20 protein-coding genes and 3 pseudogenes are annotated in these 20493 nt (G+C 58.4%); 14 read left to right on the plus strand and 9 right to left on the minus strand.

All coding sequences use genetic code 11. From position 1 onward, the window contains the following. Nucleotides 1-103: 103 nt before the first annotated feature. Nucleotides 104-1063, minus strand: a complete 960-nt coding sequence (locus PSH73_RS10710; RefSeq protein WP_057959790.1) for a GlxA family transcriptional regulator — start codon at nucleotides 1061-1063, stop codon at nucleotides 104-106. A 96-nt stretch (nucleotides 1064-1159) separates the two neighbouring features. Here PSH73_RS10710 and PSH73_RS10715 point away from each other — a divergent pair, with 96 nt between their 5' ends. Further along, nucleotides 1160-1615, plus strand: coding sequence for a tautomerase family protein (locus PSH73_RS10715; protein WP_057959789.1), 456 nt, complete (start codon nucleotides 1160-1162; stop codon nucleotides 1613-1615). Between the two features lie 321 nt (nucleotides 1616-1936). Beyond that, on the plus strand, nucleotides 1937-3517 hold the full coding sequence (locus PSH73_RS10720; RefSeq protein WP_169990568.1) for a sensor domain-containing diguanylate cyclase: 1581 nt from the start codon (nucleotides 1937-1939) through the stop codon (nucleotides 3515-3517). Between the two features lie 87 nt (nucleotides 3518-3604). Here PSH73_RS10720 and PSH73_RS10725 read toward each other — a convergent pair whose 3' ends face one another. From PSH73_RS10725 to PSH73_RS10735, 3 genes are read right to left on the minus strand one after another with little or no spacing between them, the layout of a single operon-like run. Next, entirely contained in the window at nucleotides 3605-4225 is a 621-nt protein-coding gene (locus tag PSH73_RS10725; protein WP_057959787.1) for a LysE family translocator, read from the minus strand. A 52-nt stretch (nucleotides 4226-4277) separates the two neighbouring features. Next, the gene (locus tag PSH73_RS10730) at nucleotides 4278-4805 is read right to left on the minus strand and encodes an AAA family ATPase (protein WP_057959786.1); all 528 of its coding nucleotides are present in this window, start codon (nucleotides 4803-4805) and stop codon (nucleotides 4278-4280) included. A gap of 35 nt (nucleotides 4806-4840) precedes the next feature. Then, nucleotides 4841-5758, minus strand: coding sequence for a LysR family transcriptional regulator (locus PSH73_RS10735; RefSeq protein ID WP_169990569.1), 918 nt, complete (start codon nucleotides 5756-5758; stop codon nucleotides 4841-4843). A 66-nt stretch (nucleotides 5759-5824) separates the two neighbouring features. Here PSH73_RS10735 and PSH73_RS10740 point away from each other — a divergent pair, with 66 nt between their 5' ends. The 3 genes from PSH73_RS10740 to PSH73_RS10750 all read left to right on the plus strand — a co-directional run bounded on the left by PSH73_RS10740 (nucleotide 5825) and on the right by PSH73_RS10750 (nucleotide 8528). Continuing rightward, the gene (locus PSH73_RS10740; RefSeq protein WP_057445077.1) at nucleotides 5825-6442 is read left to right on the plus strand and encodes a LysE family translocator; all 618 of its coding nucleotides are present in this window, start codon (nucleotides 5825-5827) and stop codon (nucleotides 6440-6442) included. A gap of 164 nt (nucleotides 6443-6606) precedes the next feature. After that, nucleotides 6607-7272: a TIGR02466 family protein gene (locus tag PSH73_RS10745; RefSeq protein WP_128593615.1), complete on the plus strand. Its 666-nt coding sequence runs from the start codon at nucleotides 6607-6609 to the stop codon at nucleotides 7270-7272. A 161-nt stretch (nucleotides 7273-7433) separates the two neighbouring features. Further along, complete coding sequence (locus tag PSH73_RS10750) at nucleotides 7434-8528, plus strand: alkene reductase (protein WP_057959782.1); 1095 nt, start codon at nucleotides 7434-7436, stop codon at nucleotides 8526-8528. Between the two features lie 46 nt (nucleotides 8529-8574). Here the strand turns inward: PSH73_RS10750 and PSH73_RS10755 are convergent, their stop codons facing one another. Continuing rightward, nucleotides 8575-9459 (minus strand): LysR family transcriptional regulator, encoded by an 885-nt coding sequence (locus tag PSH73_RS10755; protein ID WP_169990570.1) that lies wholly within the window; start codon nucleotides 9457-9459, stop codon nucleotides 8575-8577. A 95-nt stretch (nucleotides 9460-9554) separates the two neighbouring features. Next, nucleotides 9555-10619, minus strand: coding sequence for an SDR family oxidoreductase (locus PSH73_RS10760; protein ID WP_305462456.1), 1065 nt, complete (start codon nucleotides 10617-10619; stop codon nucleotides 9555-9557). A 73-nt stretch (nucleotides 10620-10692) separates the two neighbouring features. Between PSH73_RS10760 and PSH73_RS10765 the strand changes: the two genes are divergently transcribed. Together PSH73_RS10765 and PSH73_RS10770 are read left to right on the plus strand one after the other, a co-directional pair. Then, on the plus strand, nucleotides 10693-11088 hold the full coding sequence (locus tag PSH73_RS10765; protein ID WP_057959779.1) for a MerR family transcriptional regulator: 396 nt from the start codon (nucleotides 10693-10695) through the stop codon (nucleotides 11086-11088). 202 nt (nucleotides 11089-11290) lie between these two features. After that, nucleotides 11291-11899, plus strand: a complete 609-nt coding sequence (locus PSH73_RS10770) for a LysE family translocator (protein WP_057959778.1) — start codon at nucleotides 11291-11293, stop codon at nucleotides 11897-11899. A gap of 27 nt (nucleotides 11900-11926) precedes the next feature. Here the strand turns inward: PSH73_RS10770 and PSH73_RS10775 are convergent, their stop codons facing one another. Together PSH73_RS10775 and PSH73_RS10780 are read right to left on the minus strand one after the other, a co-directional pair. Further along, complete coding sequence (locus PSH73_RS10775) at nucleotides 11927-12526, minus strand: hypothetical protein (protein ID WP_233093370.1); 600 nt, start codon at nucleotides 12524-12526, stop codon at nucleotides 11927-11929. Then, a complete protein-coding gene (locus tag PSH73_RS10780; RefSeq protein WP_162947681.1) occupies nucleotides 12513-12656 on the minus strand; it encodes a hypothetical protein in 144 nt (47 codons plus the stop codon). The genes PSH73_RS10775 and PSH73_RS10780 overlap by 14 nt, the downstream gene beginning before the upstream one ends. 171 nt (nucleotides 12657-12827) lie before the next feature. On the opposite strand from PSH73_RS10780, the gene PSH73_RS10785 reads away from it, so the two are divergent. Together PSH73_RS10785 and PSH73_RS10790 are read left to right on the plus strand one after the other, a co-directional pair. Beyond that, nucleotides 12828-13502 carry a response regulator transcription factor gene (locus PSH73_RS10785; protein ID WP_057441969.1) on the plus strand — a complete coding sequence of 225 codons (675 nt, stop codon included), beginning with the start codon at nucleotides 12828-12830 and terminating at the stop codon, nucleotides 13500-13502. Next, nucleotides 13495-14814 (plus strand): HAMP domain-containing sensor histidine kinase, encoded by a 1320-nt coding sequence (locus PSH73_RS10790; protein ID WP_057441967.1) that lies wholly within the window; start codon nucleotides 13495-13497, stop codon nucleotides 14812-14814. Before PSH73_RS10785 ends, PSH73_RS10790 begins: the two co-directional genes overlap by 8 nt. A 306-nt stretch (nucleotides 14815-15120) precedes the next feature. On the opposite strand, the gene PSH73_RS10795 is transcribed toward PSH73_RS10790, so the two are convergent. Further along, complete coding sequence (locus PSH73_RS10795; protein ID WP_169990572.1) at nucleotides 15121-15636, minus strand: hypothetical protein; 516 nt, start codon at nucleotides 15634-15636, stop codon at nucleotides 15121-15123. A gap of 272 nt (nucleotides 15637-15908) precedes the next feature. On the opposite strand from PSH73_RS10795, the pseudogene PSH73_RS10800 reads away from it, so the two are divergent. From PSH73_RS10800 to ptsP, 5 genes and pseudogenes are all read left to right on the plus strand, one after another. Further along, a pseudogene (locus tag PSH73_RS10800) lies at nucleotides 15909-16121 on the plus strand (DUF4113 domain-containing protein); the annotation flags it as partial. A gap of 396 nt (nucleotides 16122-16517) precedes the next feature. Next, nucleotides 16518-16640: pseudogene (locus PSH73_RS10805) on the plus strand (type VI secretion system contractile sheath small subunit); the annotation flags it as partial. A gap of 140 nt (nucleotides 16641-16780) precedes the next feature. Beyond that, nucleotides 16781-16918, plus strand: a pseudogene (locus PSH73_RS10810) (hypothetical protein); the annotation flags it as partial. Beyond that, nucleotides 16899-17921: an SIS domain-containing protein gene (locus PSH73_RS10815; RefSeq protein WP_115127493.1), complete on the plus strand. Its 1023-nt coding sequence runs from the start codon at nucleotides 16899-16901 to the stop codon at nucleotides 17919-17921. The pseudogene PSH73_RS10810 and the gene PSH73_RS10815, both read left to right, overlap by 20 nt. 36 nt (nucleotides 17922-17957) lie before the next feature. After that, on the plus strand, nucleotides 17958-20471 hold the full coding sequence (gene ptsP, locus PSH73_RS10820) for a phosphoenolpyruvate--protein phosphotransferase (protein ID WP_305462459.1): 2514 nt from the start codon (nucleotides 17958-17960) through the stop codon (nucleotides 20469-20471). Nucleotides 20472-20493: the final 22 nt, after the last annotated feature.

Genomic DNA, 20493 nt, shown 5'->3' on the forward strand with positions numbered 1-20493 from the left:
CCTAGCCGAGTTTGCTCAAGGGCGACGCCCTGAGAGGCTTGAGAAAAGGGGAAAGGTTTATTTATTGAGTCTCCCTGAGAATAGATCTGTCCCGGCTTGGCAGTTAACGCAGTTGCCGTGGTGTTACGTTCAGCATTTTTTTCATCAGTCGTCGCAGGGAGGTGGCATCTCTGTATCCAACGTGTTCGGCAATGGTGTCGATCGAGTATTTACTGTTTGCCAGCAGTTCCCGTGCTTTATGAGCCTGGACACGCTGGATCAGCCGTAACGGGCTATATCCGGTGGCCTTGTGGACATGCCGAGACAGGGTCCGCTCTGACAATCCAAAGTCGGATGCGAGCGTACTGACGCTGATAATTGTCGGTAGCGAAGCTTCAATATGAGCCGTCAATTGTGCGATCAATTCGTTCCCCTGGGCCATCATTGCCGGAACCATAAACGGCGACTGCAGTTGCCGACCATCAATAAGTAGCACCTGAGCAACGTCATCTGCCAAAGCAGGGGAGAAATGGCTGCGCAGAAGATGCAGCATCAGATCGGTATGACCTAGCGCGGCGCCCGCCGTCATCAACGGCGGGTCGTGGATCACCATGCGTTCGGCATCTACCTGGCACTCTGGTGCCCGCTGCTGGAGTAAGGGAGCCAACCACCAAGAGGTGGTCACACAGTGTCCTGCCAGCAGGTTGGCAGCCTGTAGCACGAACACCGCAGAGCATGATGCGGCGACATGCCCCCCGGCCTGCACATGCGCGCGCAATGCCGTCGTCAGCAGCGCAATATCCGCCTGTTGCAATCGATGCTCAATCATGAGGGCGTCAGCCACCCCGATGCCGGGGATGATCCAGCAAGAACGGTCGTGCGGGCTGATCGCCAAGGGCTGAACCGCAATCTGCATACCGTGGCCGAGCGTCACGCAATCTGTGTTCAGCCCACAGACTTGCCAGCGAGGTACAGCGGTGCCCAAGCGCTGGGCGCGCAAGGCCGCCGTTGAGAGGATATCCAGAGTCAGTGCGACACTGGAGGCAAAGGCGCCGGCAGTTATCAGGATTGTGAAGTCGTTCATTGGCCGATTATGCACGAAAGATGTCAAATCGGTCGCTGGTTGCGGTGCTCGAGGGTTGGCTTAATAACGCCTCCATTTCATCGAGTGCTAACCCCTATGCCAAATATACTGATCAAGGTGCCTCAAGGTTCTTTTTCTCGCGAACAACGAGTACTGCTGTGCGAAGAGGTGACGAAAGTGGCCAGCGAGGTCGAGCAAGTCGGCGACGATCCCCGTCAACAAAGTCTGTGCTGGGTGCTCATTGATGAAGTGGCCTCTGGCTACTGGACATGTGGTTCAGTGGATATCAGCGCTCACGCCATCCCCTGTATCGTGCAGGTCAGGGTCCCCGGGGGTGTGCTGAATGCGGCCATGCGAAGTGACTATGTGCAGCGTTTGCATCAAGCCGTCACCCGGTCGCAAGCAGCGGACGACCATCGAATCATCATGACCTCGATCATCCTTGATGAAGTCACAGATGGCTTCTGGGCAGCCAACGGAGCGATTTGGCATTTGGCCGATTTCATTCAAGCGGCTGGGTACCGGCATCTGCTGGGGCAGTTGGAGCAGTAAGCCTAACGGGGGCAGATTTATTTCTCGTAGTGGGCTCTGCGAAAATAAATCTGTCCTGTTTTTTGTTCTCGTTAACAGTGTAGGCCGAGTTGCATCAGATGCCCCAATCGCGTGAGCCACGGTGCCTATTTGCTGGCCAGGCCTGTTCATCAGGGCCTGGCCGTTGGTGACTGGGGCTTTTGCATGAGACACTAACCATTGACGTTGCACCATTTAAGATCCTGCAGGTGTTGTCCAATAGCTAGAAGCACTCGGACGTGCATTCTCTACCCGATGGCTGAGACTTCAGCAAATTACACCTGCATATCCTTGGAACACCGAATGCCTTCTCAGCCGAAACCCAGACTGAACCTACGCATCGTACTGCTCACCTTTGCGCTGTTCAGTGCCGCAGTCACTCTTGCCAATACATTCTGGGTAATGTTCAAGATCCAAAAGCGAGAGCTCATTGAAAACGCGCTGGAAGGCAACCGAGCTTACGCTGCTCGTATCGCAGCAGCGGTAGAAGGGGTGTTGAGTTCTGATCTAGACCGCCTTGAATATGGCTCGGCCATCCTTTCAAAGAACTTCTCTGACCGCCAGCTGCTGGCTGTCGAGGCTCGACGGCTGCTTGAGCAAGACAACAGCTTCAACTCAGTGCTGATTGCCAACGCCGACGGCACTATCGTCGCATCTGCGCCAGAGCGGTTGCAGCTAAACGGCCAATCTCTTCAACGCCGTGAACCGCTCGAGCGGCGTAAGCCAATGGTCAGTAATGCATTTCACTCTATCACTGGCAATCTGGTGGTTTTCGTATCCCAGCCGGTCTTCGATGCAAGTGGGCAGTACCTCGGGCTGGTGGGCGGGACTCTCAGGTTGGAGCAGCAGAATACGCTTCAAGCGCTGATGGATTTGAACCGTCGACAAAATGGGGCATATGTCTATCTCGTAGACAGTCAGCGACGTGTGCTCTACCACCCTGACCCGCAACAAATCGGCAGGCTCATTGACCATGATCGGATTGTAGATGCTGCACTGAGTCAGGCTAATGGTTCACTCCAGGCGGTCGACCGGGATGGGAATGAAATGCTTGCGGGTTACGCGGGCATACCCAGCAGCCGTTGGGGCATTGTCTCGCAACAGCCAATGGCCGTTGTTCAGGAAACTTTGAGCGTTACCGCGCTGAAGGTGGCTAAAGGGATCGTGCCACTGGGCCTGCTGGGTTTGCTACTAATATGGTGGGCGGGGTCGAGAATCTCCAACCCGTTGTCCCGCTTGGCGGACAGCGCCGGACGCCTGGACGTGCCGGAAAGCTATGAGCGCATCAGCGCCATCCCTGTGGACTACCTGGAAAGCTGGCAGTTACGTCGGGCACTTTTGCTTAGCGTGAGCCTACTGCAGGAAAAAATCGGCAGGCTCAACCACCAGGCTCAAAGTGATCCACTCACCGGGCTGGCAAACCGTCGCGCAATGCAAGACGCGCTCACGGTGTGGTTGGAGTCGAAGAAGACGATTGCTGTGATTTCCGTGGATATTGATCATTTCAAACGAGTGAACGATACCTTTGGCCACGACGTAGGTGACGAGACGCTCAGATCGGTAGCAGGACTGATGAAACAGAACTCTCGGCCGAGCGATCTGCTTTGCCGTGTAGGGGGGGAGGAGTTCGTTTTGCTGCTTCCCGATAGCTCAATCGCTGCCGCTGTAGACATCGCAGAGCGTTTGCGACTCTCGATCGCATCCACCGCCCTGGAGACTGTTGGTCACATTACTGTCTCGCTGGGGGTTGCGCTCTGGCGATCCGGCGACTCGATGGAGGATGTGTTCCATAAGGCAGATCAATTGCTGTACCGCGCCAAGCAACAGGGGCGTAACCAGGTTGTGGCAGAGCAAGAATCCAGTGCCACCGGGCCAGCGTCCTGACACAGGCCTCGCCCGAGTGTGCGACACACAATGCGTCCGGGGCACTGGTGCAGCTGCTTCGAAAATAAAACGCTCCTGTTTTTAGGATCAGGTACGCCGCGCCATCAATAGAGCCGAGGCAGCCGCAGACAACAAACCGGCACAGCAACGATTAAAAAATTTCTTGCCGCGAGGCTGCGTAAACCAGCGGCGCATATGCAGCCCGATATAGGCATAGGCGCCAATGGCGATCCACTCCAGTATCAGAAACAGCAATCCGAGCAATAGGAACTGAGCGCCAACGTCTGCCGTTGGGTCAACGAATTGAGGTAGGAACGCGGTAAAGATCAGGATGGCTTTGGGGTTGCCGGCAGCGACGAGGAACTCCTGCCTGGCCAGCCCCCACAACCCCGTCCCAGAGGTTTCTGATTCGGCTGCTGCTTGCGGTGCGGCGTTCCACAGCTGATACGCCAGGTAGAAAAGGTACGCCGCGCCGACTATTTTGATCCCGTAGAAGATCAGCTCTGACGTTTGCAACACCACCGCCAGGCCCGCCGAAGCAAGTGCGATCATGATGGCGAATGCCAGCAAGCGCCCCACGCCTGCGATGCAGGCTGTGCGATATCCGTAGCGCGTTGCATTGCTGATGGACAGCAGGTTGTTGGGCCCCGGCGCCATATTCAGTGCAAAGCAGGCGGGCAGGAATAATGCGAGTGTTGCAACGTCCATATGCCTCTCCAGACCATTTTGCATAAATCCTACATTTGCAGCCCTGTCGATGTCATTGCTCGCTAATCACACCTTCTCCCCTGGGCAGGAATTGGTTCGTGATCATCGACACCGCTTGCGCCGGTGAAGCCAGGGCAGTGTCTATGCAAAACGGGGCGGGGTCCCACGCTTCATATTCATGATTGAGTACCGACTGCCAGGTGGGTGGCGTCAGCCCCGGAATATCCACCCTCCGTGTTTCTACCCGTCGCTGATGTTCATTTTTATCAGAGCAAATCACTTGGATATTGACTAGCCGAACACCGGCCTTTGAGGCGGTTTCGCTCCAGGCTACTCGACTTTCGCTTACCGGGTTTACACAGTCGGCGATGACGGTGCGGCCTAGCAGGAGATTGCTCAGTGCAAGCTCATTAGCGACCACGTAACCACTGCGTCCCACGTCTTGGGCAAGCGTTCCGGAGTTTCGGATTGCTTGCTCAATGGTATCGATGCGCAGGTAGACGGCGCCTGTCGTCGCGGCGAGGTCCTTGGCGAGAGTGGTTTTTCCGGTGCCGGGAAGGCCGCTGAATACGATAAGCACTGTCTGTCCTTCGCTGGGTGAATGTTGCCTGGCATTTAGGATCGCTCCTGCAACCAGTTAAGTAACGCCATTTCCATGCTGCCTGGCTTGGGGGCTGCCGGCGATAGCAGGCAGTACCGCGAGCCATCTTCAACAAACCCCAATGGCGCGGCTAATACACCGCTTTCGATATCGTCGCGCACCAGGTGCCACGGACCAATGGCTACTCCAAGGCCTGCAACCGCTGCCTGGATGCTGAAGTAAAAGTGCTCAAAGGATTGCATTTCCATGGTCGGAGTGGGCAGGCCTTTTGCGTTGGCCCACTCTTGCCAAGCCGTAGGCCGGCTAGTCGTCTGTAGGCGCGGGGCCGAGGCGAGCAGGGATTTGCCGTTTTTACCAAACCACTCAGCTACTTTGTCTGGCCGGCATACAGGGCCGACCCTCTCTGGGAATAGTGTCTCGGCATGGTAGCCGGGAGGCCGTGGGAAATCGTCCCGCCGTATGGCCAGGTCGATGCCCTGGTTGAATGAGAAGGGGCCACCGCCGGCAACCAGGTGAATGTCCAGCCCTTGATGATGTGTTTGGAAGTCGCTCCAGCGAGGGATCAACCAACGCATCAGCAGCGTTGGCTCGCAGGATAAGACAAGCCGGCGCGCTCGACGGGCGTCGCTGCGTATCGCGCGCACGGCCTGGTTCATCAACCCGAGCCCTTCACTGACGGCTTTTGCCAGGCGTCTTCCGGGCTCCGTTAAAAACACCCTTCGGCTGCGTCGCTCGAACAGGTCAACGCCCAAATCCTCTTCCAGCAGGCGCACTGAGCGGCTAATGGCGCCGGGTGTCAGGTGCAGTTCGTCAGCCGCACGGGCGAAGTTTTCCAGGCGTGCGGCGGATTCGAAGCAGCGCAATGCAAGCAGGGAGGGCATGCGCGTCTCAGAAATCAGTGAGTTGTAGTCACTATTTTCTTCAGAAATCATCGTTATTACCCAAGCAGAGGATCTGCAAATATTGCCTTACACAACCAATAATTCAAAGGCTACAACATGGGCGAATGGATAGCAGTAATCACCATCACACTCCTTGCATGCATCAGTCCAGGGCCGGACTTCGCCATGGTGTCTCGTAACGGCTTGCTCCTGTCCCGGCGGGCAGGTGTGCTCACCGCTGTGGGAATCGGCCTGGGGGTGCTGGTTCATGTGGGCTACACGCTGCTCGGATTAGGGTTGGTGCTGCAACAGACTCCTTGGTTGTTCAATGCGTTGAAGCTGGCTGGAGCGGCATATCTGGTCTACTTGGGGATCAAGATGCTGCGTTCCCGGCCTGCGACTGAACAGCTGGACGCGCCACCTGCCGCGATGTCTGACCTGGAAGCGTTGCGTACCGGGTTTCTCACGAATGCGTTGAACCCCAAGACATCGATTTTTATCGTCAGTCTGTTTATGGGGGTAGTACGACCGGACACCGCGTTGACCGTGCAAATGGCCTATGGGCTATTTATCGCGGGGGCGCATGTGCTGTGGTTCAGCCTTATTGCGCTGTGCTTTTCCGCTGGGAGGGTGCGCGAAAAACTGATGGCTGCACGACAATGGATTGACCGGGCTTTTGGCGCCTTGCTGGTGAGCTTCGGGATACTGCTGGTAATCACTCAGTATTCAGCTTGAGTGTGTCGGTGGGGGCTTATATGGACTGAGGTTGAATTCGACTTTTCGGCAACTTGATAGGGTGTGGTTAACTAATGCCCAGTAAATTTTAACAAAGGTTTACAGCTGTTATTTAGTTCGTCCGGTAAGGTTTTTGCAACTAGCGCAACTTGGTCAGCATCGCAATGCACTCCAGTAATAACCCGCTAAACCCTGAACTGATAAACATCAGACGGCTGTTTGCAACTCCCCTGGCCAGTCTCCAGTACCCCGATGCAGAAAAACTCAATACAGAGCTGAAAACCCTGATCACTTGTCGCATGGCGGACGATCTGGGCGGCACGCAGCGCAGTAATGACGGCGGCTGGCAGTCGGCGAGCGACTTCCCGGAATGGGGCGGGCAGGCCTGCGATGCGTTGGTTGGCTTTGCCACCGAGTTCGCCACTCAACTGACGGCGGTGCATAGCGAGCAGTACGGCTTAACTGAGCCGAGTTTTGCATGGAAACTCAATGCCTGGGCAAACGTTAACCAGGCAGGGCACAGCAATGCGTTGCATGGCCACCCGGGGGCATTCTGGTCGGGGGTTTATTGGGTGGATGCCGGCGGGCGAGAGGAAGATCCGGCTGTTGGCGGTGACCTTGAGTTTATCGACCCCCGCGGGATGGTTGCATCGATCTACAATCCTGCGCTGCGCATGAGGGTGGAAGATTGTGTTACTGCTGGCTTTAGTACGACTTATGCCGCTACCAGTGGAACGTTCATTATGTTTCCGTCGTGGCTGATGCATTCCGTAAGACGTTTTGAAGGCGCGCGTCCGCGCATTTCTATTGCCTTTAATTTTGGCGCCTGAGTTGCCGACCGTCTTTTGATCATGCGGGCTTTGCGTCTGCCTACCATCGCATTATCCGGATTAACCGGAATATGTTTCCCGAACTGAGTCGATTATCAAGAAATCCCCTCGCAGATACGCTGTGGTCATTGGCACCACCGACTATCTACGAGGAGACACCGATGTCCACACTCTTTACCCCAGGCGTTGTTGGTCAACTGAGCACGCCCAACCGTGTCGTCATGGCGCCCATGACTCGCTCGCGCAGCACCCAGCCTGGCGATGTGCCGAACGCTATGAACGCGGTGTACTACGCGCAGCGGGCGTCGGCTGCGTTCATTGTGACTGAAGCCACGCAGATCTCGCCCCAGGGCAAGGGTTATTCATTCACCCCAGGGATTTACAGTGACGAACAGGTCGCCGGCTGGCGCCTGGTGACCGATGCGGTGCATGCCGCTGGCGGACGAATTTTCCTGCAGTTGTGGCATGTAGGGCGCATGTCGCACCCCGACTTCCACAATGGCGAATTACCGGTCGCGCCGTCTGCAATTGCGTTTGATGGCAGCATCTGGAAAGTAGATTCTGCGTCGGGTGTCGGCAGTATGGCCCCGTGCCCGACACCACGGGCACTGGAGCGCGCCGAAATCCACGCCATCGTCGACGATTATCGTAAGGCTGCGCGTAATGCCATGACGGCAGGTTTCGACGGTGTCGAAGTGCATGGGGCCAACGGCTACCTGATCGACCAGTTCCTGCGCACCACGTCGAACACGCGTACGGATGAGTACGGCGGATCGCGCGAGAACCGTCTGCGCTTTCTCAGGGAAGTCATGGATGCGGTAATTGATGAAGTGGGGGCCGATCGCACAGCCATCCGGGTTGCGCCGTTTCTTACGGCGCGTGGCATGGCTTGCCCGGACATTCTGCCGACGTTGCTGGAAGCGACCCGCTATTTGCAGGGCAAAAATATTGCGTATCTGCACCTGGTCGAAGCGGACTGGGATGATGCCCCCAAGTTTCCCGAAGACTTCCGCCAGGCCGTGCGCGAGCGCTTTCGTAATGCGATTGTGGTGGCCGGTAAGTACGACCTGGAACTTGCTGAGTGGGTCCTGGAAAAAGGCTACGCAGACTTTATCGCCTTTGGACGCAAGTTTGTGGCCAACCCGGATCTGCCACTGCGGCTGGAGAAGGGTTACCCGTTAGCCGGTCTGGAAGGCGCTGAGTTGTTTGGCGGTACCGAACGTGGTTACTCGGACTTTGCCGCCTGGGCTCAGTAGGGCTGAAAGCGGTAGGTCAGGTCCAAAGAATCTCCTTGGGGCGCGCTCAGGTCGCCAGCTTCAAGGAGATTTCGTCCATCAGCAGTTTGACCCGGCGCGGCATTGCGTGGCCGGAAGGGTAGACAATCTGCAAGTCCACGCCCGGCAGGGAGTAGGTCTCCAGCACCTCGACCAGTCGGCCGGCGTCCAAGTCATCACGTACATCGATGTAGGACTTGATACAGATGCCGTGGCCGGCCAGGCACCACTGGCGCACCTGATCGCCATCATTGGCAATACGCCTGCCCGACACCAGCACCTTGAACGTACGGCCAGCGGCGCGGAACTGCCATTCACGGTGGATGCTGCTGCCAAAGCGCATCAGGATGCACTGTTGCTGCGCCAGGTCCGATGGGTGTTGGGGCGTGCCATGGGCCTTGAGATAGGCGGGGGATGCACACACGACCCTACGGCCCTCGCTGAGTTTTCTGACGCGCAGGGTGCTGTCGGACAGGGCGCCATATCGAATGGCGAAATCAACCCCTTGCCCCGCGAGATCCAGGTAGCCATCGGTCAGGTTCAGGTCGAGGCTGACGTTGGGATGCTTCTGCAGAAAATCATCGAGGATGGGCACGATGCGGTTGCGGCCCAGGTCGACGGGAGCGCTCAGGCGTATCAGCCCCGAGATTCGTTCGGTGCCCAGTTTGATAGTGCTCTCGATGTCTTCAGCTTCTGCGAGCAGGCGCCGGGCGCCCTCCATCAGCGTCCGCCCTTCGTCCGTCAGGCTGATTGAGCGGGTCGTACGGGTCAGTAGTGTCGCGCCGTAGTGCCTTTCCAAGGCCCCGAGCCGCTCCGACACAGACGTGGGCGAAAGCCCGACCTCGCGGCCTGCCGCCGACAATCCGCCTTTCTCGACAATCAACAAAAACAGCGCGAGGTTCTCGAAGAGCATTATCCGGATTTCCCTGAATATGATTGTGCTTTGGGCTGGATTCTACGCCAGCACTCAACAGTGCTCATGTCATTTGTTGGGGGGCAAAACTTCCTTCAGTTCAGAAGTCCATGCCTGACGAATCGCGCAGTTTTCTCCAGCGTTAATGCCAAATCAGCATGCTTGAGCTGATATCGGCTTTCCAGCTTGCGGCTATGAGTCATGTCGAATCGCTCGGTGCGGATGAAGTTCAGGGATTCCGGGCTAGTGCCAAAGTGCTTAGCCACGCCCGGTATTTTCAGCAGCCATCTGAGTGGGCCCAGTGGTAGGTGGCGGCGGGGAGTCTGCACTTCCAGGGTGTGGGCGATGTGTGTAACCAGTCCTTGCAGATTGGGGCTGAGCTCGTCCAGTGCCAGGGCCTGCTGATTTGCCATTGCCGGGTCGAATGCCGCCGCGACCATCAACGCCACCAGGTAATCGACACTGACCAATGGCAGCCAGTGGCGGGTTGATCCAGGAATCGCCGTCAACTTGCCCGTCGCCAGGTTGCGAATCAGCTCTGCTACCGGCTGACCAGCCAGGATATGCCCGCTCTCGCTATGCCCGCAGACCGTTGCCGGGTGCACGATGGTGTAGTCGGCCCGTTGCGCCTGCATGTAGCGAATGACCGCAAAATGCGCCTCCAGCTTACTTGCCTCGTACCCACCCACACGCCTGTACACGGCGGGCCAATCGGTGTGTTCGGGGCATTGCTGATCAATGCCAATGCTGGTCAAGTGCGCGGTGTTTTGCAGCATGTAGCCACCCACCATCAGCAGCCGACTGTGCTGGCTTGCGGATAACCGGGCAACCTCCAGAGCACCTTTGACGTTGACCGCACGGGCTTGCTCCATAGACAGGCCCCAGGCGAACTGGGCGGCGACGTGGAATACCACGCGGGCTGAGGCAATACGCTGGCGGTCAGTCGCGCTCAGCCCCAGGTTCGGGTGATTGAGGTCGCCTTGAACGGCCTGAATGCGCGAGGGGTCTCCCCCCAGTAGGCGCACCTGCTCCCTGAGCGTTTCAAGATTTGCGGCGTGGCGCATCAGCACCCAGGCCTCGTGCCCTGTAGCGCTCAGGTGGGCCAGCAAATGCTGCCCGATAAATCCGCTGCCGCCGGTGACAAAACATTGAGTACTCATGGCGCATTCCTTGGTTGGATAAGGTGCGCAGGCTAAACTGTGGAGCTACCTCTACAGTCAAGGAAAATTTACCGTGAAAGTCGCAGAGCTTGAGCGTAGGAGCGGCCTTGGGCGCCATACCTTGCGGTATTACGAGGCGCTGGGGCTGATCACCGTGCAGCGGGGAGCCAATAACTACCGCGTTTACAGTGAGCAGACGGCACTGGACCTGGCGTTTATTCAGATGGCGCAGAAGATGGGGTTTTCCCTGGCTGAAGTCGGCGAAATCCTCGAAGCCAAGCGGCAAAGTACGATTGACTGTGCCCAGGGCGCTGCGTTGGTGGCCGACAAAATGGCTGAGATTCAACTCAAGATCGGTCATCTCAAAACGTTGCATGGCTTTCTTGACGCCGAGCGTCTGCGGCTTGAGGCCAGTGCCATCGCGCTGGGGCAAACAGTCACCTATCGGCAAGTGCCAAGTCCGGTTTAAGCGTCAATTGTTTCGTATTTGCTGTCAGGCTTTGGCGAAGTTGTCATCGTGCTGGGGGCTGTGCCGCCATCGCAGCCTCGCCGGGCTCGACAGCTCCCACCCTTGATGAATTGTATCTCTCGATCTGCCCCTAGCTGTACGGGGCGAGGCGCGGCATAACCCTCTACTGTCAAGGCGACAATAATTCGCCGGATGACGCACCATGTTCATGTCCACCAGCTTGCTATCGGCCTTCGCGCTGTTTGCCTTCGTGTCTTCGATCACCCCTGGCCCCAATAACACCATGCTGTTGGCGTCGGGGGTGAACTTCGGTTTTCGCCGCTCGATTCCCCATGCCCTGGGGATCAGCGTGGGCTTTATGTTGTTGGTGATTTCGGTCGGCCTGGGCCTGGGGGAGGTGTTCAAGGCGTTGCCATGGGCGTACACCGCGTTGCGCTATATCGGGGCGGCGTACTTGCTGTACCTGGCGTGGAAGATAGCGACCTCCAGCGCAATGTCGGACGACACCGACGGCAAGCGCAAACCCATGACCTTTCTCGCCGCTGCGGTGTTCCAGTGGGTCAACCCCAAGGCCTGGGTCATGGCATTGGGCGCGATCACCACCTATACGCCGGCTGAAGGCTACTTCACTAACGTGCTGGTCATCGCCGTGGTGTTTGCCGTGGTCAACCTGCCGAGTGTGTGCGTGTGGGCGGGGTGTGGCACCGGCTTGCGCAATGTCCTGCGTGAGCCCCGCTGGTTGAAGCTGTTCAACGGGTCGATGGCGGGGCTGTTGGTGCTGTCGTTGTACCCGATGTTTTTTGCCGGCTAAAGAGTCCAGGCCTTTACGGGCCGGGGCTCAGACCGGTGAGATCGTGGCCAGCAGGCCAATGCCAACGGTCAGTGCCAGAAACCCTAAAAGAAAAAATGCCATCTTAGCCATGGGGCCTCCAAAAGGAAGAAGGGCGGCCGGGGAGTTCCTGCCGATGAGCCATTGTCCGGGTTGTGCACTGTTCGGTACAGATGCAGGTGTTAAAGAAAAAAGCATATCAGATGTGCCTGGCAGGCTGGCGTGCCGGGGTTTCGGCTGGGGCATGGAGGTGCTGATCAGACTGTTGGAGGTCATTCTGCGCAGGCCTTCAACGGCAGGCAGGATGTATTTGAGCCATTGCTCGCGGGGTGTGCCTGGTACGTCCTGCGGCTGATCAGTGCTCGTCGATTCAAGGTCATCGGCGGGGTAGCAGTCATCACTGCTGCGCCTGCCGTCGGGGTACACAATAAACCCCCCGCGCCCGTTGCCACATTGGTGCAGATACACCGGCGACAGTTCTCGCTGCTTGTCAATGCGCGCATTCAAATGAACGATGTAGCTACCCATCGCAATCGACACACCCACAATCAGCCCCAGGCATATCAGCACCTGCCAGCTGTAACTGGCGCCTACGTTATCGGAACGCACTGGCGACACAGCACGCAGCTGCCTGCTCGAGATGCTCGCCCACCAGAAACCGGCTGCCGCCTCCCAGGTTGACCAATTGCCCGCGAGACGGCAGGACGCTGGCCATCAGGCCGAATAGAATCAAAGCCAACAGGACTCTTTTAACCATCGAGTAAAGGTTCATGACGGTGATGAGCTCAGGATAGGAAGAGCCCCAGCTTAGAGAGTGCCGGGTTAACGCGAGGTAAACATCCACGGGAAATCGCCCGACTTCCGTTATCCTTCAACCCTCTGCGCAACACCTGTCCGAGGGGACTTTTCCGTGCATATTCACCTGCTGCTGGTCGAGGACAACCTTGACCTGGCCACGACCATCATCGAGTACCTGGAAATCAGCGGCATGGTCTGCGACCACGTCACTAACGGCCAGGCCGGCCTTAACCTGGCACTCGACCAGCATTACGACGTGATTCTCCTGGACATCATGTTGCCGCGCCTGGACGGCCAGCAAGTGTGCGAACGGCTACGCCAGCAAGGCAGCCAGACGCCGATCCTGATGCTCACTTCACTGGACGCGCTCCCTGACAAGCTCGCCAGCTTTGCGGCGGGGGCCGACGACTATCTGGTCAAACCCTTCGAGCTGGCCGAACTGGTCGCCAGGATTCGCGCCCTGAGCGTGCGCCGCAGTGGCCAGACCAGCCGCCTGCAGGTGGACGACCTGGTCATGGAGCTGACCACCCGCAAAGTCAGCCGCGCCGGGCAGGAGCTGCATTTGTCACCCATTTGCTGGACCCTGCTGGAGTACCTGATGCGCGCCAGCCCTGAGCTCGTGCCCCGGGAGCGCCTGGAAACCACGATCTGGGGCGATGAACCACCGGACAGCAACACGCTTAAAGTCCATATGCACCGGCTGCGCAAGGCGGTAGACAAACCCTTTGACCGACCGCTGATCCACACCCTGCCTGGGGTCGGTGTTCAGGTGAAGCCCCATGCGTAACCGCCTGAGTCTGAAGTGGGTGATCAGTGGCAGCTTCCTGTTCCTGATTGCTGTGGTGTTACTGATCTACAGCCAACTGCTGCCGGTATACACCGTGCGTGGCCTGCTCTACACCGCCAGCGCGATGATGGAAGAAGAGGCTCAGTATTTCGTCAGGCATTACAAGAAGGATCCGACCACGCCACCGCCGCGCAACTACTTCTTCGAAGCCGTTATCGGCAAGGAAGCCTTGCCGGCGAGCGTGCGCCAACTGCTCGAGGCTCCGCCGAGCATGTCCTTCGGTGCCGTTCAGGTCTTCGGTGATACAGACTCCGATGATGACGATGCTGAGATCCGGGCAGTCCTCACCCAGCCCCTGGGTGACGGCAAGACCCTTTATATGTATGACATTGACCATGATCACGAAGAGGGCGGTGAGGTCGAGACGCCGCTGTCCGATGCCTACTTTGATCAGGTACTGCAGGGCGTCGTGTTTGTCAGCCTGGCGGTGTTCGTGCCGGCGCTGATCATTATCGCCCTGTTGGTCTGGTGGCTGGTGCGGCCGCTCGGACGCCTGGCCCAATGGTCCAGTACCCTGAACAACCCGGATGCCCGGGCCGGCGAGCGCCCGGATTTCAGCTTCAAGGAGTTCAATACCCTGGCCGATGCGCTGGCCCAGAGTGTTGAGCAAGTACAAGCCGCCAGCCAGCGTGAAGGCCGCCTGTTGCGCTACACCAGCCATGAACTGCGAACCCCATTGGCGGTGCTCAAGGCCAATATAGAACTGTTGACCCTGCAGGCCGGCGGTGTCTTGCCATCTTCCCTGCAGCGCATTGAGCGCTCGGTGTTGAACATGCAACTTATCGCCGAGACCTTACTGTGGATGAGCCGCGAACGCCCAGAACCATTGCCTGAGGAAGATATAGACCTGAGCGCGTTGGTCGGCGAGCTGATTGACAAACATCGCTACCTGATCGGCAATCGGGATATCGAGCTGCTTGTCGACATCCACAGCGAACCCTGCCGACTCCCCCCCACCGCGTGCCGCATCGTGATCGGTAACTTCCTGCGCAACGCCCTGCAATACGCGGAAGAGGGCCAGGTAGAAATCAGCTTCAACTACCCGCGCCTGGTAATTGCCAACCACATCAGGGAGGCCAAGCCGAGGGAGGAGTCCAGCGATTACGGCTACGGCCTGGGGCTGCAGTTGATGCGTCAGTTATGTGCAAAATTGGGCTGGCAGATTGATGTAATTCTGGAGCAGCAGCGTTTTACCGTCGCTCTGGAGTTCACCAGCTTGCAGGGTGTTGGGGTGCCGGGGGGAAGAGGGTGAACAGTATTGGGTCGACAGGTGGCGTTTTGCGCAAACTGATTGTTGTACCCAAGCTCGGTTTTTCGTGCAGTTTTCCTGTCATTGCGGGTGATGGCAGGCCGGTCAAAGTCTCGGCCTTTGGAGCTGCGTTTCATCTGCAACCTGAACCTGCAGAACAAGGCTGATGCCTGGTCGCTGCTGCGTGACATCTCGGCGATCTACCGGGGCATGACTGACTGGGCCCAGGGTCAGGTGTTCACCCTGTCGGATAGGGGAGGGGATAGTTTACAGCTCCCTAAAATATGAACCCTCTGCCTAAGAACGCCATTAAATTTTTGTGCCTATTATGACTATGCCGTTATGAGTGCTGGTTTTGTAAACGCTTACCTGTCCAGTATTGTCGATAACGTTTGATCGGCATATTTTGATTTCCTTATTTAGTTCTGGCTCGAAGAATTCAATCCCACTACAGCTTCTTCTGCCGCCTGAGGTTTTTTTATAGGCAGTCGTGTAGCTGCTTTGAGTTCCAGTGGAAAGGTAGATTGAAAGTGAAAATGGAATGACCAGTATAAGCATGCATACTATAAGTGCGGCTATTGGGGTGCAGATAATGATTTTTATATTTTTGAGAGTGTTGCCTGGTGTGATGTTTGATTTAAATAATAACATGCCCAGCGAAGTGATGATTGCTAGTACTGATGAGGCGATAAGGAAGCTTTGTTGTAGATCTGGCTTGAAGAAGGTTCTGGAGTAAATATGGCTATGCCATGTAACAAGCAAGGAAGCAGAGAGCAGCGTTCCAAAAATCAAAGGCACCAGATAACGATACGAGTTCTTGTTCAAATTTGCTCCTTTGTCTTTATCTTGAGGTCGCCGAGTATAGGCAATATCAACACCTACGACCAAGGATTGATCGCGCTGCGGGCGTGCCAGGCGTATGTCAGGGCTTCAGAACCGGCCCTTTGTTCCTGACGTTGCCCACGACCTGCTTACCCTGGCGCAACACCCTCTGCTCGGCACGCTTCTTGAGCGTGACCGGGTCTAGCCTTTCCCGTGCGCCGGATACCGAGAAAATCAAATGAGCCGGCACGAGGACAGCCTGCCTCAATGACTGAGGCCAGTACACTGAAGATTTGTTTGCAGTGTCGCAACCTGTAAACGTGTCCAGGGTGATGAGCGTGCTGGATCAGATTAATGGTTGTTGGGGCCGGGGCTCGTTGCGTTCAGCCAGAGTGCCGGCGAATCCTGACGGGGCGATGCGGCGGGAGCTTATGAGTCAGAGCTATACGACAAGACTTGATCAGCTTTGGTCGGTGTCTTGTAGGTAGTTGAAGGTACCCGACGATCAGTAATTGCCTGCCAGTCAGTAACTGTTACCTATGTGCGTGAACTGATTTGTAACCCATGTGAGTGAGTCATACCCCTCCTACAAGTACGGAGCGGGTTCCGAATGTTAATCAGTTTGTTTGTAGGATAATTCCTAATTTTTGTTCTGAATGATCCCTGGCGCGCTGTGAAGGCTAGTAATCACCATTTGAAATTATTCACCATGGTCTTGGCCGGGCAAAAGCGAGCAACGTGTAAGCGCTTTATGCTCTCTTTAGGAATGGAACTTATGTGTTATGGCGGGTGTGCTATTTGACGCGTCGGCTATATGCACTGGTTTCAGTATTGGTTTCGCTTCAGCACTTGCTGCTGCAAAAAAGCCTGGAGGGGAGGGGGGTATGGCTTCAAATAGTTTCCAAAATGAAGTGCCAAAGACTCGGATCAATATAACGCTAGACCTGCACGCCGGTAGTGCTCAGAAGAAAGTCGAATTGCCACTGAAACTAATGGTCATGGGTGATTAATGGTGAGGAATAGCGAAAAGTTAATCCTCACAAAACCAACTTTGACAGCGTCCTCCGTGGTGCGTGCCCCGCAGCACATCCAGGCAATCAACGCCTCAGATGAGTCCGCCAAGCTGGTGGGCTTCGCTCCCGGCACCGCCAGCATGCCCGACGGCGAATACAAGCTGGGCAGCCACACCGTGTCCAAATGCCTGGGCGGCGTGCGCCTGGACCGCTCCCTGCACCTCACCGACGTAATGGTCGAAGGAGAAACCATTGACTTCAAAAATGCTTGAAGAGGCCCTGTCCTCCTGTGAGGCCGTCGCGGCCCAACTGCAATGCCTCGACCCGCTGCTGGCCGAGGTCGCCGGCCGCCTGCGCCGCCAGCCGCCGCAAGTGGCGATGACCGTCGCCCGTGGCAGTTCGGACCACGCCGCCAGTTACTTCGCCTACCTGACCATGCAGCATGTGGGCGTTCCCGTGGCGTCGCTGCCGATGTCGGTGGTGACCCTGGCGCAGGCGCCGCTGAAAGTCAGCGGCCAGGCGGCCTTCGGCTTCTCTCAGTCGGGGCAGAGCCCGGACCTGGTCAACAGCCTGCGCCTGCTGCGCAAGCGCGGGGCCTTGAGTGTGTCGATGGTCAACGCTGAAGACTCGCCCCTGGAAGCCGCCTGCGAATTCCATGTGCCGCTGTGCGCCGGCCCCGAGCGTAGCGTGGCCGCGACCAAGAGTTTTATCGCCACCTTGAGCGCCAGCGCCCAACTGGTCGGGCACTGGAACCAGGAAGACGGCCTGCTCGAAGCTTGCCACGCCCTGCCTGCCGGCCTGCGCGAAGCGGCGACCCAGGATTGGAGCCTGGCCATCGACGCCCTGCGCGACTGCCAGCGCCTGATGGTCATCGGCCGTGGCGCCGGGTTTGCCATCGCTCAGGAAGCCGCGCTCAAGCTCAAGGAAACCTCGGCGATCCAGGCCGAAGCCTTCAGCAGCGCCGAAGTGCGCCACGGGCCGATGGCCTTGATCGACGATAACTACCCGTTGCTGGTGTTCGCCCCGCGCGGCGCCGAACAGCCGGGCCTGCTGAGCCTGGCCACGGAAATGCGCCAGCGCGGGGCTCGGGTGCTGCTGGCCGCGCCCGACGATATCGCCGAACGCGACCTGACCCTCAGCCGCGCCGAACACCCGGCCCTGGACCCGATCCTGGCAATCCAGAGCTTCTACGTGATGGCCGCCGGCCTGGCGCAGGCCCGGGGCATGGACCCGGACCAGCCCCGCCACCTGAGCAAAGTCACTCGCACCCACTGAGTTGATTTCTGTCGTTTCCTGATGAGTACCGTGCCCATGCCCGACAATAATAATGACCTCACCCTCAGCGCCCCCCTCAGCGGGCCAGTGCTGACCCTGGGCAATGTGCCTGACGACGTGTTCGCCAGTGGCGCCATGGGCGACGGGATTGCCATCGACCCCCACAACGATTGCCTGCATGCGCCGTGCGCCGGGGTCGTGATCCACGTTGCCCGTACCGGCCACGCCCTGACCATCCGCGCCGACAATGGCGCCGAGGTGCTGCTGCATGTGGGCATCGACACCGTCGAACTGCAAGGCGAAGGCTTTGCCTTGCTGGTCCAGCAAGGCGCGCGGGTCAGCAATGGGCAGCCCCTGGTGCGCTTTGACCTGGATCGCATCGCCCGCCAGTGCAAAAGCCTGGTCAGCCTGATCATCCTCACTAACGGCGAGCAGTTCGAACTGCGCCCCGTGGCCGTGAACGCCGTCAAGGTCGGCGAAGCCCTGCTGCGCATCGTTGCGCGTCAGGCTGGCGTCGTGCAGCCTGTGATGGCCGACACCGCCGAGGCGCACGCCAGTGCCAGCGTGCGCATCACCCATCGCGGCGGCCTGCATGCGCGGCCCGCAGCGCTGATCCGCAAGACCGCCCAGGGTTTCAGCAGCCTGTCGCAGCTGCATTTCGCCGGCAAATCGGCGTCGTGCGCCAGCCTGATCGGCTTGATGGGGCTGGGCATTGGCGAAGGTGATGAAGTCCGTGTGAACTGTGTCGGAAAGGATGCCGACGCGGCGCTGCAGGCGTTGGTCGCGGCCTTATCCGTCGTCATTAAAGAAGAACACCACGCCCCGGCCATCGTCGCTCCACGCCGGGCAAACAGTGAAGCCGGTGTGCTGCAAGGTGTGTGTGCTGCGCCGGGACTGGTCTACGGGCCGTTGTTTCACCTGACCGGTATCGAACTGCCGGCCGACACCGGCAACCATTCCGCCGACGAACAACTGCAACGCCTGGACGCAGCGTTGGAGCAAGTGCGCAGCGAAATCCGCACGACACTGAAGCATGCCCGCCAGCGTAAGAGCGTCCAGGAAGAGGATATCTTCGCGGCGCATCTCGCCTTGCTGGAAGACCCAACACTGCTGGAGGCGGCTACCGGCGCCATCGAAAACGGCAGCGCCGCTACCCACGCCTGGCACGATGCGATCCAGGCGCAATGCGGGGTATTGCTGGCCTTGGGCAAGCCACTGTTCGCCGAGCGTTCAAATGATCTAAGGGATCTGCAACAACGCGTATTGCGAGCTTTGCAAGGTGAAGCCTGGCACTTCGGATTGCCTGCCGGCGCGATCGTCAGCGCCCACGAGTTGACGCCGTCTGACCTGCTGCAATTGAGTGCCCAGCAGGCTGCCGGCCTCTGCATGGCCGAAGGCGGTGCGACTTCCCATGTGGCGATTCTGGCTCGTGGCAAAGGCTTGCCGTGTGTGGTAGCGCTGGGCGCCGAAGTACTCGATGTTCCCCAAGGCCAATGGGTGGTACTCGACGCCGTCAACGGTCGCCTGGAACTGGAACCCACCGAAGCGCGCCGCGCCGAAGTGCACCAGATTCGCGACGCACAGAAGCTGCGTCGCCAACAGCAACAGGCCCAGGCCCAACAGCCGGCGAACACCATTGATGGCACGACCATCGAAGTGGCCGCCAACGTCGCCTCCAGCGCCGAAGCCCAGGTTGCTTTTGAAAGCGGCGCCGATGGTGTCGGCCTGCTGCGCACCGAATTCCTCTTCGTCGACCGCCGCACCGCGCCGGATGAGCAGGAACAGCGCCAGGCCTACCAAGCCGTGCTGGATGCCATGGGCGACAAGTCCGTGATTATCCGCACCATCGATGTGGGCGGCGATAAGCAGCTTGATTATCTGCCGCTGCCGGTCGAAACCAACCCGGTGCTGGGCTTGCGCGGTATTCGCCTGGCTCAGGTCCGCCCTGAGGTGCTCGACCAGCAATTGCGTGCTCTGCTGCAGGTAAGCCCGCTGGCGCGTTGCCGCATCCTGCTGCCGATGGTCAGCGAAGTCGACGAGCTGCTGCACATCCGCCAGCGCTTCGATGAGCTGTGCGCAGAGCTGGAACTGACCCAGCGCCCCGAACTGGGAGTGATGATCGAAGTGCCCGCCGCTGCGTTGATGGCCGAGCAACTGGCCAGGCACGCGGACTTCCTGTCCATTGGCTCCAATGACCTGTCCCAGTACACCCTGGCCATGGACCGCGACCACGCCGGCCTCGCCGCGCGGGTCGATGCGTTGCACCCGGCGCTGCTGCGCCTGATCGCCCAGACCTGCAGCGGCGCGGCTAAACACGGGCGTTGGGTCGGTGTGTGCGGTGCCCTCGCTTCCGACCCGCTGGCTACGCCGGTGCTGGTCGGTCTGGGCGTCAGCGAGCTGTCGGTGAGCCCGCCGCAGATCGGTGAAATCAAGGACCGCGTCCGCCACCTGGACGCGGCGCAATGCCGGCAACTGAGCCAAGGCCTGCTCGACCTGAGCAGTGCCAAAGCCGTCCGCCAAGCCTGTCAACACCACTGGCCGCTGAGCTGATAACAACAACAAAAGGAGACAT

Source organism: Pseudomonas sp. FP2294 (assembly GCF_030687625.1).
GTDB lineage: Bacteria > Pseudomonadota > Gammaproteobacteria > Pseudomonadales > Pseudomonadaceae > Aquipseudomonas > Aquipseudomonas shahriarae.